13 protein-coding genes and 1 pseudogene are annotated in these 14924 nt (G+C 67.4%); 3 read left to right on the forward strand and 11 right to left on the reverse strand.

The window, feature by feature from the left end; genetic code table 11:
- Nucleotides 1-165: 165 nt before the first annotated feature.
- A complete protein-coding gene (locus A9K58_RS07825; protein ID WP_065199016.1) occupies nt 166-552 on the reverse strand; it encodes a BON domain-containing protein in 387 nt (128 codons plus the stop codon).
- Nucleotides 553-723: 171 nt separating this feature from the next.
- Between A9K58_RS07825 and A9K58_RS07830 the strand changes: the two genes are divergently transcribed.
- Nucleotides 724-1767, forward strand: coding sequence for an oxidoreductase (locus A9K58_RS07830; protein ID WP_065198836.1), 1044 nt, complete (start codon nt 724-726; stop codon nt 1765-1767).
- An 89-nt stretch (nt 1768-1856) separates the two neighbouring features.
- Here A9K58_RS07830 and gnd read toward each other — a convergent pair whose 3' ends face one another.
- The 7 genes from gnd to A9K58_RS07865 all read right to left on the reverse strand — a co-directional run bounded on the left by gnd (nt 1857) and on the right by A9K58_RS07865 (nt 9288).
- Nucleotides 1857-2762 (reverse strand): phosphogluconate dehydrogenase (NAD(+)-dependent, decarboxylating), encoded by a 906-nt coding sequence (gene gnd / locus A9K58_RS07835; RefSeq protein ID WP_065198837.1) that lies wholly within the window; start codon nt 2760-2762, stop codon nt 1857-1859.
- 10 nt (nt 2763-2772) lie between these two features.
- Nucleotides 2773-4026 (reverse strand): hypothetical protein, encoded by a 1254-nt coding sequence (locus tag A9K58_RS07840; RefSeq protein ID WP_065199017.1) that lies wholly within the window; start codon nt 4024-4026, stop codon nt 2773-2775.
- Nucleotides 4027-4028: 2 nt separating this feature from the next.
- Nucleotides 4029-4619 carry a DUF2242 domain-containing protein gene (locus tag A9K58_RS07845; RefSeq protein ID WP_065198838.1) on the reverse strand — a complete coding sequence of 197 codons (591 nt, stop codon included), beginning with the start codon at nt 4617-4619 and terminating at the stop codon, nt 4029-4031.
- A gap of 210 nt (nt 4620-4829) precedes the next feature.
- Nucleotides 4830-7007 (reverse strand): carboxy terminal-processing peptidase, encoded by a 2178-nt coding sequence (locus tag A9K58_RS07850; protein ID WP_065198839.1) that lies wholly within the window; start codon nt 7005-7007, stop codon nt 4830-4832.
- A gap of 276 nt (nt 7008-7283) precedes the next feature.
- Entirely contained in the window at nt 7284-8294 is a 1011-nt protein-coding gene (gene lipA / locus A9K58_RS07855) for a lipoyl synthase (RefSeq protein WP_065198840.1), read from the reverse strand.
- Between the two features lie 17 nt (nt 8295-8311).
- A complete protein-coding gene (gene lipB / locus A9K58_RS07860; protein WP_065198841.1) occupies nt 8312-9022 on the reverse strand; it encodes a lipoyl(octanoyl) transferase LipB in 711 nt (236 codons plus the stop codon).
- Nucleotides 9010-9288 carry a YbeD family protein gene (locus tag A9K58_RS07865; RefSeq protein WP_065198842.1) on the reverse strand — a complete coding sequence of 93 codons (279 nt, stop codon included), beginning with the start codon at nt 9286-9288 and terminating at the stop codon, nt 9010-9012. Before A9K58_RS07865 ends, lipB begins: the two co-directional genes overlap by 13 nt.
- Nucleotides 9289-9575: 287 nt before the next feature.
- On the opposite strand from A9K58_RS07865, the gene A9K58_RS07870 reads away from it, so the two are divergent.
- A complete protein-coding gene (locus tag A9K58_RS07870) occupies nt 9576-10649 on the forward strand; it encodes a lipid A deacylase LpxR family protein (RefSeq protein WP_065198843.1) in 1074 nt (357 codons plus the stop codon).
- 125 nt (nt 10650-10774) lie between these two features.
- Here A9K58_RS07870 and A9K58_RS07875 read toward each other — a convergent pair whose 3' ends face one another.
- The 3 genes from A9K58_RS07875 to mltB form a co-directional block, all read right to left on the reverse strand.
- Nucleotides 10775-11992 (reverse strand): D-alanyl-D-alanine carboxypeptidase family protein, encoded by a 1218-nt coding sequence (locus A9K58_RS07875; RefSeq protein WP_065198844.1) that lies wholly within the window; start codon nt 11990-11992, stop codon nt 10775-10777.
- Between the two features lie 99 nt (nt 11993-12091).
- Nucleotides 12092-13369, reverse strand: a complete 1278-nt coding sequence (locus A9K58_RS07880; protein WP_065198845.1) for a septal ring lytic transglycosylase RlpA family protein — start codon at nt 13367-13369, stop codon at nt 12092-12094.
- Entirely contained in the window at nt 13366-14511 is a 1146-nt protein-coding gene (gene mltB, locus A9K58_RS07885; RefSeq protein WP_065198846.1) for a lytic murein transglycosylase B, read from the reverse strand. The genes A9K58_RS07880 and mltB overlap by 4 nt, the downstream gene beginning before the upstream one ends.
- Before the next feature lie 157 nt (nt 14512-14668).
- Here mltB and A9K58_RS20180 point away from each other — a divergent pair.
- Nucleotides 14669-14875, forward strand: a pseudogene (locus tag A9K58_RS20180) (hypothetical protein); the annotation flags it as partial.
- Nucleotides 14876-14924 lie beyond the last annotated feature (49 nt).

Raw genomic sequence — 14924 nt, forward strand, 5'->3', positions numbered from 1 at the left:
CTCTTCAGCACGGCCGCAGGGCGTCGGCCGGGACCGGCCCGGCTGCGGCGGAACCGGCAATATAGCGCAGGCGGTCACAACGCTGGGCTTTTCGGCCCGGTTGGCTGAACGGGTCGGAGCTTGCACCTGTAGAGCCGGGCGCCCCGGGCCGGGGCGCCCCGGGGTTCAGCGCCTGGCGCCGGCGCTGACCTTCAGCGCGCTCGCATCGACGCGGGTTACGCCTTTGATGCCCTTGGCCGTGGTCACCGCCTTGTCATGCTCGGCCTGGCTGGCCACGGTGCCACTCAGGCTGACCACGCCATTGACGGTCTCGACCTTGATTTCGGTGCCCGGCACGTTGCTGCTGGTCAGCAGATCGGCCTTCACCTTGGTGGTGATCCAGCTGTCGGTCACCGGCTCGCTGGAATCATGCTGGTCGGCATGATTCATCGCGGAATGGTCGGTCCTGGGCGGGCTCTTGGCGGCGCGATCATTGGCGGATGCGGCCGAGGAGGACAACGCAAGGCCCAGCGTCAGGGCCGAAGCGATCAGCGTGCGGGTCATCGTGCTCATCATGGGTTACCTCCTGCGGAATGTGCTGACAGTCTGGACATGCAGCTGTAGCGCAGGCGTGGCGTTGCGGTCACGCCGCCGTGAATCGGGCCCCTTGCACGGCAACGGTTCAGCTTGGGGCATCGGCCATGATCCTTTACCCTGTTTCCCCGCACCGCACGGAGCCTGCCCATGCGCCCCGACCTGCAACTGGCCCTGATCGGCTATGGCCTCGCCGGTCGCGTTTTCCATGCGCCGTTGATCCAGCACACGCCCGGGCTGGCGCTGCACAGCATCGTCAGCTCGCAGCGGGACACCCTGCTGCGTGCGTTCAGCGACGTCCATGTGCGTGCCACGCCCGAGGAAGCCTTCGATGACCCGGCCGTCGATGCCGTGGTGATCGCTACGCCGAACGAGCAGCATGCCCCGCTGGCCATCGCGGCACTGGCGGCCGGCAAGCACGTCCTGGTCGACAAGCCTTTCGCACTGGATGTCGCCGAGGCCGACGCCGTCCTCGCCGCCGCGCGTGGTGCCGGCCGCATCGTCACCGTGTTCCAGAACCGGCGCTTCGACGCCGACTTTCTCACCCTGCAATCGCTGCTGGCCAACGGGGCGCTCGGGGACATCGCCGAGTGCCACGCGCACTTCGACCGCTACCGGCCGCAGGTGCGTGATCGTTGGCGCGAACAGGACGGTCCGGGCAGTGGCCTGTGGTATGACCTCGGGCCGCATCTGCTGGACCAGATGCTGGTGCTGTTCGGCTGGCCGCAGGCGATCGAGGCAGATCTGGCCATCCAGCGCGAAGGCGGCACCGGCATCGATTATTTCCATGCCGTGCTGCACTATCCGCGGCATCGCGCCATCGTGCATGCCGGTTCGCTGGTCGCCGCGCCAGCGCCGCGCTTCAGCGTGCATGGCAGCAGGGCCAGTTGGATCAAGCACGGCCTGGATGTGCAGGAAGCGCAGCTGCGCCGCGGCGTGGCGCCGGGTGCGCCGGGTTGGGGGGTCGATCCACGGCATGGCGAACTGGTGCGTTGCGATACCGAGGACAACAGGCAACGCATGACCGTCGACAACCTGCCCGGTGACTACCGGCGACTGTACGCGCAGTTTGCGGCGGCCATGCACGGCGACGGCGGACCGACGGTCAGCCCGGTGCAGGCGCTGCAGCTGATGCGGTTGCTGCAGGCCGGCATGGACAGCGCGCGCGAAGGGCGGCGGGTGCCATTGGGGTGATCGGCAGGGCTGCGCCCTGCACCCGCCGAAGCCGAAGCGACAGCAAACTCCGGCTGTCCGGAAAGGGATCCGCCCCCCCCGCTTCGTGCTTACGACTTCTTGATCGCGTGGCCACCGAACTCGTTGCGCATCGCCGACAGCAGGCGATCGGTGAACGAATTGGACTCACGCGAGCGCAGTCGCTCCAAAAGGGACAGGGTGATCACCGGCGCCGGCACGTCCAGTGCGATCGCTTCGGCCACGGTCCAGCGGCCTTCACCGGAGTCCGCAACGTATGGCGCGATGCCATCCAGCGATGGGTTGCGCCTGAGCGCCTGCGCGCTCAGATCCAGCAGCCACGAGCGCACCACGCTGCCGTGGCGCCAGACCTCGGCGACCTGGGCCAGATCCAGCTCCATGTCCTCCTTGCGTTCCATCAGCGCGAAGCCTTCGGCGTAGGCCTGCATCATTCCGTACTCGATACCGTTGTGGACCATCTTGGTGAAGTGGCCGGCGCCGGACGGACCGACACGCGCCCACCCGCGATCCTCGGCCGGCGCCAGCGTGCGCAGCAGCGGTGCGATCTGCTCGACCACAGAAGCTTCGCCACCGAGCATGAGGCTGTAGCCCTCCTGCAATCCCCACACGCCACCGCTGGTACCGCAATCGACGTAGCCCAGGTCAGCGGCGGCGAGCGCGTTCGCGCGGCGGATGGAATCCTGGTAATTGGAGTTGCCGCCATCGATGACGATGTCACCCTCCGCCAGATGCGGGGTCAGCTGGCCCAGCGCCTGGTCGACGCTCTCTCCGGCCGGCACCATCAGCCACACCACGCGCGGCACCGGCAGCGCGGCGACGGCGGCGGCCAACGAGTCGACCACCTCCAGGCCGGCCTCGACGGCCCGTTCGCGGGCGCCCTGGCCGGGGTCGTAACCGACCACGCGATGGCCGCCACGATGCAGGCGCTGGGCCATGTTGGCGCCCATGCGGCCGAGGCCGATCATTGCAATATCCATTGTTTCACCTTCAGTTGGGGTCTAGGGTCAGGCTGCCTGGCCTGCCGGTCATCGCGCAGTGGCGCTGCTGCGCCTCGCGCCAGCGCCGGTAGAGCGTGGTGTGCAGATTGTGCACCGCAAGGTCAACCGAATACGGCGTTCGCGGATTGCGGTCGAGCAGGCGGACGATGTGGTAGCCAATCGGATGTATACCGCGCGGGTGCACATAGATCACGAACTGCTGGTAGAACGGATCGTCCAGCAGTTGGTCCATGCGCGCCAGCGCAGCGTGGTAACGCGGCGCCAGCCGTGCGCGCAGCGCAGTATCCCGCTCGAACAGCAGGCGTTCGAAATAGCGCCGGCCGACGCGCGGGATACCCTGCGCCAGTTCCCACAGCTCGGCATTGCGCTGGTCATACCAGGCCAGTCCGCCGTGCAGCGCCAGCGCCTGCGCAGCACCCTTGCCCACCTCGACCACCACGAAGTTCTCCGCCTGGTTGGCCAGGTCGTCCAGCGTGCTTTTGCCGTACACGTGTTCGATGAAGCCGGGCACGCCGACGAAGGCTTGGCGCCCCATCGACGAAGCACGCGCCGCCTTGCCATCGGCGAAGTAGTCGCCAGCGTGGGCGCCGAGCAGGATGCTGTCGGTCCCGTGCAGCGCGAGGAAGGTGCCGATCGACAGTTCCTCCGCAGCGAATTCGGCATCGAACGCGGCGTCGCCATACAGTTCGCGCTGGGTCGCCAGCTGCGCCACCTGCCGGCCGACACCGCATTCGGCGCGCACGGCACCGCTGTAGAACGCCTGCAGTGCGTGGCTGTTGCCCGCGCTGGGCACGAAGCCACGGCCGAAACTGCGCGTGCGCTGCCAGCCTTGCGCGTGCGCCCCGCGCGGGCCGAAGCCGATCCACCCGAGCTGCAGGCCGGAAAACCGGAACTCTGGATTGTCCTGCAATGCGCGCGTTGCACGCTCGGTGGCCCTGCCCAGCTCGAAGGCATAGGCGCAGACCGTGGCCGGGTCGTCCAGCAGCTGTTGCAGCAGGGCCTGGCGGGAAGCCGCCGGCCAGTCTGCAGGCCAGCGCACGCGCAGGTCACCGGCGGCCTGTGCTTCAGCCAGCGAAGCGCGCGTGCAGACCGGGCCACCGAGCACCTGCGGCGCAGCGCGCGCCGCTTCCTCGAACCGCCAGCCAAGCCGCTGCAGCAGGCCCTGCGCACAGTCCAGCGGCGCCGCCACAGCGCCCAGCGCGGGCACCAGCAGCAGTGCCGTGCCGAGCACGGTCCCGCGCACGCTCACCGTTGATCCGTAGTGGCCGGTGCCGGTTCCGGAGTGGCCGCTGCAGGCGGCACTGGCTTGGCAGCCTCTGCCGGCAGGTACTGCTGCAGGCGCTGGAAGAAGCGACGGTAGAAATCGGCATCCGTCACCGTGCTGCTGGCCACCTTCACCAGTGAATCGTCATTGCTGCCGAACGGCAGCGACACAGATCCCAGTGCGCCCACGCCGACACTGGCCGAGGTCGGGCTCTTCTTCAGGGCGTAGCGGTCCTGCACCGCGCTGACGAACACCAGCGCCTGATCGCCCCGGGGCGCACAGGAGATGCGCAGCACCAGCTGCTCATGGTCGTCCTCGCGCGGCTGGAAATTCTTGCTGCCCTCGACCTGCGCATCGTCGGCACGGGCGATGGCATAGCCCTGGCTGAGCAGCCTGCGGCGTGCCGCCTCGCAGGCCTCAGCGGGGCGTCCTTCGACGGTACGCGAGAAGGTATCGCCGGAATCGAACGATTCGCGCAGCACGGTGCTGTCGGCGGCGCGGCCACCACAGGCCGACAGGATCAGGGCGCTGGCGCACCCCAAGGCAATGCTGGAAAGACGGGAGGCCCGCATGGGTACTCCTGCGAGGACGAGATCACCAAGGGTAGTCCCGCGACCGTGTGCGCCAGGTTGACAGCGTCTCCCGCGTTGCTCCCCGTTCATGCATAAAAAAAGGGACGGAGGCAGTCGTTTGTGCCACAAACGACTTAATCCCCTCCGTCCCCTTTTAGGCTAGAAGGGCCGGCAATGCCGGCCCGTCGGAGATCACATGGCGTCGCCGGTTCAGTCCGCCCAGCGGCCAACGCCGGTGGACTGCGGCAGGACCTGTGCCGACAGCGGGCGGTCGTTGGCCAGCAGGTTCACCGCGTCGGCCAGGATCGCTGCCGACTCGCGCAGCAGCGGATCCGGGCGCTTCTCCGCGGCCTTTTCGCGTGCGGCATCCTTGACGATGTCGCGCTCGTTGCCGGTCAGGCCGTCGTCACTGCTGTCGTCAGCCAGCGGGTCCAGGGCCAGGCCCAGTTCCTTGCGCTGCATCTGGCGCTCCTTGCGCTGGGCGTCCTGGCGCTCGCGCTCGGCGCGGCGGGTGGCTTCGTTGAGCGAGATGTACTTCTTCGCCGCCTCGGTGCGGAACTGCTCCACATCCTCGTTCCACCACTGGAATTCCCTGTCCGTGGCAATGCGTGCGTCGTGGCGGCTTTCCAGCTTCGGCAGCAGCGGTGCGAAGTTGCCGTACTGGGTATGCGGCACGGCGGCGATGCGGGTCCACGGCAGCGCGTTGTCGTAGGTGCTCTCGCCGAACTCGGTGGCATCGACACTGGCCGGGAATGCCAGGTCCGGCACCACCCCCTTGTGCTGGGTGCTGCTGCCGCTGACGCGGAAGAACTGGGCGATGGTCAGCTTGACCTGGCCGAAGCGCTGGGTCTCGCCGCTCGGCCAGCGGTCCAGGTCGACGATGTTCTGCACGGTCCCCTTGCCGAAGCTGGTCTCGCCGATCACCAGGCCGCGGCCGTAATCCTGGATCGCACCGGCGAAGATCTCCGACGCCGATGCCGAACCGCGGTTGATCAGCACCGCCAGCGGGCCGTCCCACGCAACGCCCTGGTTGCGGTCGCTGTTGACGGTGACGCGGCCACCGGATTCGCGCACCTGCACCACCGGCCCCTGCTCGATGAACAGGCCGGTCAGTTCGATCGCCTCATCCAGCGAACCGCCGCCATTGTTGCGCAGGTCCAGCACCACGCCATCCAGCTTGTCGGCCTTGAAGCCGGACAGCAGCTTGGCTACGTCGCGGGTCGCCGAGGCATAGTCGGCAGCGTTGCGGCGGCGGCCCTCGAAATCCTGGTAGAAGGTCGGCAGCTTGATCACACCGATCCTGCGTGCCGGTTCACCATTGGCGGCCGGAATATCCATGGTCTCGCCCTTGGCGGCCTGCTCGGCCAGGCGCACCTTCTGGCGGGTCAGCACCAGCGTGTGGTGCTTGCCGTCGACACCTTCGGCGGCCGGAATGAACTCCAGCTTGACCTGGGTGTCCTTGGCGCCACGGATCTTGGCCACGACATCATCGATACGCCAGCCGATCACATCTTCGACCTGGCCGGACCGGCCCTGCCCGACGCCGACGATGCGGTCACCCGGCTTCAGTGTCCCGTCCACCGCAGCCGGGCCACCGGCGATGATCTCGCGGATCACCACCATGTCGTCCTGCCGCTGCAGCTGCGCACCGATGCCTTCCAGCGACAGCGACATGGCCTGGTTGAAGTTCTCGGCCGTGCGCGGGGTGAAGTAGTCGGTGTGCGGATCCACGGCGCTGGTGTAGGCGTTCATGAAGAACTGGAAGACGTCTTCGCCCTTCAGCTCGTTGACCGACTTCTCCAGCGTCGCGTAGCGCTTGTCCAGCGTCTTGCGGATATCGTCCGGCTTCTTGCCGGCCAGCTTCAGGCGCAGCCAGTCATTCTTGACCGACTTGCGCCACAGCTCGTCGAGCTCGGCGCTGCTTGCCGCCCACGGCACTTTCTTGCGGTCGTACTCGAAGCGCTCATCGGTGGTGAAATCCGGCTCCTGCTTGAGCAGCTTGCGCGCATAGGCCACGCGCTCGCCGACGCGCTGCTTGTAGACCGCGAACACCTGGAATGCCGGCTCCAGCTCACCGCCGCGGATGGCCGGGGAAATGTTGGCCTCGAACGGCGCGAAGCGCGCCACGTCGGCCTGGGTGAAGTACTGCTTGCCGCCATCCAGCGTTTCCAGGTAGCGCTTGAACACGTCCTTGGAGGTGGCTTCGTCCAGCGCGCGCGGACGATAGGCGTAGCGACTGTCGGACAACAGGCCGTACACCAGCTTGGAGGTGGTCACCTGGTCGGCGGTTGTCGCGGCGGGCAGTGCCGGCGAGTCGGCCTTGGCCGCCAGCGCCAGCGGCGCCACCAGCGCCAGGGCCATCAGGAATGCGGGGGCTTTGAATTTCATTGACGTGCTCGAAGGCGCCTTGCCAAGGGAGAGACTGCGGGGTGTTCAGACACCACGACAGTGCCGAAAGTTGCCGGGTTTGTCACCCGGCCGCGCTCGGTGGAAAACCAGCCTAGCCGGGCCGGTGTAGCAAATTGTGAATGCAGGCGAAGGCGTGCGGACCAACGGTCCGCACCCACCCCAACGGTCCGCACCCACCATGGTGGTGGTGGCATCCCATTGGCAGCGCCGGGCGATGGCTGGCGAAGGCGTACGGACCAACGGTCCGCACCCACCTCAGGAAATGCCGGCGCCCTTGGCCTGCACGTCGGCATGGTACGACGAGCGCACCATGGGGCCGGAGGCCACGTGGCTGAAGCCCAGTTCGTAGCCGTAATCTTCCAGCGCCTTGTAGTCCTCGGGGGTCCAGTACTTCAGCACCGGGTGATGGTGCGCGGTCGGCTGCAGGTACTGGCCGATGGTGATCATGTCCACATCATGCGCGCGCAGGTCACGCATCGTGGCCTTGATCTGTTCGAAGTCTTCGCCCAGTCCCAGCATGATGCCGCTCTTGGTCGGGACGTCCGGGTGCTGCGCCTTGAAGTTCTTCAGCAGGGTCAGCGACCACTGGTAGTCCGCACCCGGGCGCACGTTGCGGTACAGGTCCGGTACGGTCTCGATGTTGTGGTTGAACACATCCGGCGGATTCTGCGCCAGGATCTCCAGCGCGCGCTCCATGCGGCCCTTGCCGCGGAAGTCCGGGGTCAGCACTTCGATGCGGGTACCCGGCGACTTCTCGCGGATGGCGGTGATGCAGTCGACGAAGTGCTGGGCACCGCCGTCGCGCAGGTCATCGCGGTCGACGCTGGTCACCACCACGTACTTCAGGCCCATGTCGGCCACGGTCTGGCCGAGGCTGGCCGGTTCGTTGGCATCCGGCGGCTTCGGCCGGCCGTGGGCCACGTCGCAGAACGAGCAGCGGCGGGTGCAGACCTCGCCGAGGATCATGAAGGTGGCGGTACCGTGTCCGAAACACTCGTGGATGTTCGGGCAGCTGGCCTCCTCGCACACGGTCACCAGGCGGTTCTCGCGCAGCTTGGCCTTCAGGTTCTGCACGGCATTGCCCGAGGGAATGCGCACGCGGATCCAGGACGGCTTGCGCAGCACCGGCGCATCGGCGAACTGCACCGGCGAACGGTTGATCTTGTCACCGCCCAGCTGCTTGACCCCGGCCTGCAACGGCGCGGCGGACGGAGAGTCGCCCTGCACGACCTGCAGGGGAATGGAACGGGCGGTGGTTTCAGTCATGGCGGTTCCGGGAGCGGTCAGTTGGCCGCAGAAAGATCGGGCAGTTCGGGCGTGGGTTGCAGCAGCAGGCCGAACTGGCGGGCCAGGTGGTCCAGCAGCACCGGCTTGACGGCCTCCATCCCGGAGGGCCCGCCCAAGTCTACCACCGAGGTCACCTGCAACCCCTGGTAGCCACACGGGTTGATGCGGTGGAAGGGTTCCAGGTCCATGGCCACGTTGAAGGCCAGGCCATGGAAGGTACAACCGCGGCGCACACGGATGCCGAGTGCGGCGATCTTGGCGCCGCCGACGTAGACCCCCGGGGCGCCGTCGCGGCGTTCGGCACCGATGTTCCATTCGGCCAGGGTGTCGATGATGGCCTGCTCGATGCGGCACACGTAGTCGCGCACACCGATGCCCAGCCGTGGCAGCCGCAGCAGCGGATAGACCACGATCTGGCCGGGACCGTGATAGGTCACCTGGCCACCGCGGTCCACATGCAGCACCGGGATATCGCCCGGCGCCAGCACATGCTCGTCCTTGCCGGCCTGGCCCAGGGTGAACACGGGATCGTGCTCGACCACCCACAGCTCGTCGGCGTCGGCATCGCTGCGCTGGTCGGTGAAGCGCTGCATGGCACGCCACACCGGCTCGTAGGCCTGGCGGCCGAGGTCACGGACCACCGCAGGGCGCGGCGCGCGGTCTTCCGGAGCGGCTTCGGCCGGGCAGTTGCCGGCTACAGCGTCCACTTCACTTCCGGATGGTCGCGCAGCGCCTGGTGGGCCAGGTCGTACTGCTCACGATTCTCGGCCTTGAACACCAGGCGGACGGACACGTACTTGCCGTTGCTTGAATGCTTCCAGCTGATGCGCTCGTTCACTACATCGATGCCCGCAGCCTGCAGCAGGCGCGGAAGCTCGTGTTCCAGGCCGCGGTTGGCCGGGCCCATGGCGCTGAGCTCGAACTGGCCGGGGAACTGGAAGCCGTGGTCGGGGTTGTCGGACTTGATTTCCATGGGCCCATTATCGGGCCGCGGGACAACAAACCCAAGAGTATTCATCAACGTCAAGCACGGCATCGGCGGGCCGTTGCGTTGCAGGGGACGCCCGTTCAGGCGCGATACGGCAGCGCCGGAGGCCGACCGGCGCCCGGGGTGCCAGCCATCCAGAGCGTCAGGACAGCTTGCACAGGCCGGACATTGTCGTTTTCGGAACAGACAAGTGAGCGGAACACGCTCGTTCCCTCACACATCCAGCGGTAACGTGTTGTTGCACAAATCGACCAACACGCACCCCCTTCCCCATGACCATTCCATCCATGCGTTGCATCGCCGCCGCCGGGCTCTCCGGCCTGCTGGCTGCCGCCCTCCCCCTTGCCGCCCAGGCCTCCACGCAATGTGGCCCCGACGCGATGCGCGATCATCCACCGCAGGTCAATTTCCGCGTCGACAACGACCTGCTGGGCGGCCGCCACCAGGACCAGGGCTACACCAACGGCGCGCAGCTGACGCTGGTTTCGCCGAACCTGGTGGACTACACCGATGACCCCTGCCTGCCCCGCATGGCGCGCTGGGTGAACCGCTACCTGGAAGGCCTGCACCCGGGCCGCTTCGAGCAGCAGAACATGATCTTCAGCATCGGCCAGGGCATCTTCACCCCGACCGATCCGACGCGCCGCGACCTGATCGAGGATGATCGGCCGTACGCGGGCGTGCTGCTGGCCAGCTTCGGATTCAATGCGCGCAGCGGCGATCGCCTGCAGACCACCCAGCTGGCGCTGGGCGTGGTTGGCCCGTGGGCGCAGGGCAAGCAGGTGCAGGACGCGGTGCACAGCGTACTGGGCGACGAGAAGTTCCAGGGCTGGGACAACCAGCTGCATAACGAACCGGTGTTCATGCTGACCCACGAACGCATGCGGCGCTGGCCGGGCGATGCCAGCATCAATGCCGGCGGCTGGGGCTGGGATGCGATCAGCCACTACGGCGGCTCGATCGGCAATCTGGAAACCAAGGCCAACGTCGGCGGCGAAGTGCGCTTCGGCTGGAAGCTGCCGGATGACTTCGGCAGCACGCCGTTGCGCCCGGCGGGCGAGAATACCGCGCCCACGCGCGGTGGCCGTCCGAGCGGCTGGTCGTGGCACCTGTTCGCGACCACCGACGCGGCCTGGGTGATCCGCGACATCACCCTGGACGGCAACACCTTCCGCAACAGCCACAGCGTGGACAAGCGCCATGTGGTGGCCTATGGCGGCTACGGCGTGGCGGTGATGCATGGCCGCTGGAAGTTCGCCATGGCGCGCTACCACAGCACCCGCGAATTCGACGGCCAACGCGAAGCACCGGTGTTTGGCAGCTTCACCATCAGCCGTTCGCTGTAAGCGGGCCTTTGTAGAGTCGAGCCATGCTCGACTGCATCTCCCATCCGTCGAGCATGGCTCGACTCTACAGAATGGAAAAGGCCGGCGTTCGCCGGCCTTTTCCGTTCATCGCGCCAGGGCGTGGCTCATTCCGATTCCCACCACATCCAGAAGCTGTCCCACAGGCGCTTGAAGAAGCCGGCCTGCTCGACCGCTGCCACGGCCACCAGCGGCGCTTCGGCCACCACCTTGCCATCCAGGGTGACCTTCACGGTGCCGATCTGCTGGCCGGCGGTGAACGGTGCTTCCAGGGTCTTGGGCACATCGATGCTCGGCTTCAGGTCGTTGTAGCGGCCACGCGGCACGCTCACCAGCATCGGCTGGGCCACGCCCAGCTGCACCTTGTCGGCGGTGCCCTTCCAGACCTTGTGCTCGGCCACGGCCTTGCCCGGCTCGTACAGGCGGTGGGTCTCGAAGAAACGGAAGCCCCAGTTCAGCAGTGCCAGGCTGTCATCGGCGCGCTGCTTCTCCGATGCACCGCCGAGCACCACCGCGATCAGGCGCTGGTCGCCACGCTGGGCCGAGCTCATCAGGCAGTAACCGGCTTCGGAGGTGTGGCCGGTCTTGATGCCGTCCACGCTGCCATCGCGCCACAGCAGCAGGTTGCGGTTCTGCTGCTTGATGTTGCCGACCTGGAAATCCTTGATCTTGTTGTACGCGTAGGTTTCCGGGTAATCACGCACCATCGCGCGGCCCAGCAGTGCCAGGTCGTAGGCGGTGCTGTGGTGGCCTTCGGCGGTCAGGCCATGGGCGTTGACGAAGTGCGAGTTCTTCATGCCGATCCTGGCGGCGTAGCTGTTCATCAGCGACGCGAAGGCTTCTTCGCTGCCGGCCACATGTTCGGCCAGCGCGATCGCGGCGTCATTGCCGGACTGGATCGCCATGCCCTTTTCCATGTCTTCCAGGCGCGCGGTCTGGTTGACCGGGAAGCCGCTGTAGCTGCCATCGGTACCGGCGCCACCTTCGCGCCAGGCGCGCTCGCTCATCATCACCTGGTCATCCGCACGGACCTTGCCGTTCTTGACCTCGGCGGCGACCACGTAGGACGTCATCACCTTGGTGATGCTGGCCGGCGCCAGCTGCTCGTGGATGTTCTCGCCGGCCAGCACCTGGCCGGTGGCGTAATCCATCAGGATCCAGGCCTTGGACACGCTCGGTGCCGGGGCCGGCGGCGTGGCAACGACGACCGGAGCGGCAGCGGCGGCGGGTGCCGGCGTGGCCGGAGTCGGCAGCGGGGTCTGGGCGGAAGCCAGGCCCACCACCAGGGTGGCGGCCAGGGCGGTGGCGGCGGAACGGAAATTCATTGGACAGCAGGCTCCAGGGGACGGCCGGGAATGGAGGGTGGAACGTAACGGCCATTGTAGGCCGGGGGAGCATGGGCCGGCAGCACCGGCCCGGGCGGATCAATCCTTGACGATCTGCGGCGACCCCAGGCCCAGACCGGCGATACGGCCGACAAGTTCCGCGGCACTGGCATGGTCGCTGGCGGGAACGCGCAGGCGGAACAGGGTGCGGCCACCGGCCGCGATGTCACTGATGGTCGCACCCACGATGCCAGCGGCGTTGAGCTGGCCCATCGCGCGATTGGCATTGTCGCGGCTGGAGAAGCTGGCCACCTGCACCATCACCGCGCCCACCACCTGCTGTGACAGGCTCGGGGTTGCCGGTGCGGCGCGGACCGGGGCCGGCACAACGGCTCGCGTGGTGCCGGCAACGACCGCCGGGGCCGGCGTGGGCGCCGTGCCGCGCACCGGCGGCGCACCTGGCGGCAGGCTGCTGACCGCCACCTCCGGCACGGTGCTGGCCACGCCCTGGGTGGTGGCCGGCTGGCCACGGGCCGGCATGCTGTCGGCCGGCAGGCGCTTGACCAGGCGATCGATGTCGCTGTCGGCGCTGGCCCGTGTGGCGGGCGTCGGGCGCGCACTGGCCACGGTGGCCGCGGCGGCTTCGGCGGCTTCGGCGGCGCGACGTTCGCGGCGCGACGGCTTCTGCGCCAGCAGGTTGCCCTCGCCCGGCTGCAGCGCGCGCACTTCCACATTGCCGGTGCCACGCTGGGTGATGCCCAGGCGCACGGCAGCGGCATAGCTGAGGTCGACCACGCGGCCATCGTGGAAGGGGCCACGGTCATTGACGCGCACGATCACGGATTCGCCGTTGTCCAGGTTGGTCACGCGGGCGAAGCTGGGCAGCGGCAGCGTCTTGTGTGCGGCGGTGAACTGGTACATGTCGTAGACCTCGCGGTTGGAGGTCAGGCGGCCATGGAATTTGGCGCCGTAGTAGGACGCCGTGCCGCGCTCGACATAGTTGCGGGTATCGTCGAGCACCTTGTACGACTTGCCCAGCACCACGTAGGGTGATTTGTTGCCGACCGCCGAGCGGGGTTCCGCAGTGACTTCCGGCTCCGGAATGCAGGCCACGTTGGGAATGTAGTCCGGCGTGCTGTCACGCACCCCGGGCTTGTACAGCCCGCCAGCGGTGTAGTTGCCGCGCGTACGGGGATCTTCCTTGGCCGCCGCGTATGGCGAGCCTTCCGGGCAGTGCGCCGGGCGCGAGCTGCGGCCCTGTACCAGCGTGCCGCCGGGCTTTCCACCGTGACCGGCCGCCGCCGGCTTCTTCGGCGCGCTGCTGCAGGCCGCCAGCGCGAGGACGATCAGGCCTGGGACCAGCCATCTGATGTTCATGCCGGGGGCAGCTCCTGTCCGGCGATGGCCTGGGACAACTGGAACACGGCCATCGCATACATCTTCGAGAGGTTGTAGCGGGTGATCGCGTAGTAGTTCTGGAAGCCCAGCCAGTACTGCTTGCCGGTGCTGCCCTCAAGCGTGATCGGGGTGGCGGTGGCGCCCGGCTGCACCGGCACGCTGGGCTGGTAGCCGCGTTGCGCCAGCTCGGCCAGCGACCAGGTCGGCATCCATTCGGTCGGATTGAACTCCTCGCGGCCCGGCGCCAGCGTGGCCGGCACGGCCACCTGGCCACCCCGGACCCAGCCGCCCTTCTTCACGAAGTAGTTGGCGATGGACGAGAACACGTCGTCGTAGCTGTTGAACAGGTCACGGCGGCCATCACCGTTGCCGTCCACGGCGTAATCGAGGTAGCTGGACGGCATGAACTGGCCCATGCCCATCGCCCCGGCATAGCTGCCCTTGAGCGTGGTGATGTCCAGCTTCTCTTCGCGGCCCAGCTCGAACAGCTTGGCCAGCTCATCGCGGAAGAACAGCTCTCGGCGCACTTCGCGTTCCAGCCTGGCCGGGTCGCCGCTGCGCGGGTAATAGAACGCCAGCGTGTACAGCGCATCAAGCACGCGATGGTTGCCAGCATTCCTTCCGTAACTGGTTTCCACGCCGATGATCGCCACGATCACTTCGGCCGGCACGCCGGTGCGCTGTTGCACCCGATCCAGTTCAGCGCGGTGCTGGGCCAGGAACGCGCGGCCGCCATCGATGCGCGCCTTGCTGATGAACATCGGCCGGTACTCGTTCCACGGCTTGACCCGCTCGGCCGGGCGCGACATCGCGGCGATGATCGGCTGGCGCACCTGCGCCTGGTCGAGCACGCTGCGGATCTGTTCCGGTTGCAGGCCATAGCGCTTGGCGGTATCGGCAATGAACCTGGCCCGCGCGGTCTCGAACGGCACCGGGGTCAGATCGACCGGCGGCGCGGTGGCAGCGGTGGCTTCGGGCGCGGCCTCGGCCGGACCCTGGACCCTGGTGGCGGGGTGGCGCGGCGTGCTGCTGGCCTGCGGAGAAGACGTCGGGGACTTCGGCGGGGTCGCGCAGGCGACCAGGCCGAGGGTGAGCATGCAGGCCAGAGTGCGTCGAATCATCGTCGCAGGTTAGCAGGTCATGGATGAATTAAAACCCCTAACACCATGAATCACAACGATTTGCCCACGTCTGGCGGGAAATGTGAAGACCTGGTGATCAGACCGCCCATTCAGATAGAGGTGGCCGGTTGCGCCCCATCCCCGCAGACGCAACCGGCGACCAGATCCGGTCGGTACCTGCGCGGCTGCCGCTCCCCAGTGGCAGTACCCCGCGCTCCCTGTACCCGTTGGATCAGTACTGCTTCCCGTCCGGCGCCCCCTCGCGCTGCATCGAATGGCGGCGCGCCGTGCCGAACGGGCCGCCATTGTGCAGGCCGATTGCGACAAGTCCATTGATCAGGATCAACGCGGCGTCAAAATGTGAACTTCATAACATTTTTTGCGGACATTGGTCGGAGACCGTGTTGCTCTGC

The organism is Stenotrophomonas maltophilia, from assembly GCF_001676385.1.
Classification (GTDB): domain Bacteria; phylum Pseudomonadota; class Gammaproteobacteria; order Xanthomonadales; family Xanthomonadaceae; genus Stenotrophomonas; species Stenotrophomonas maltophilia_J.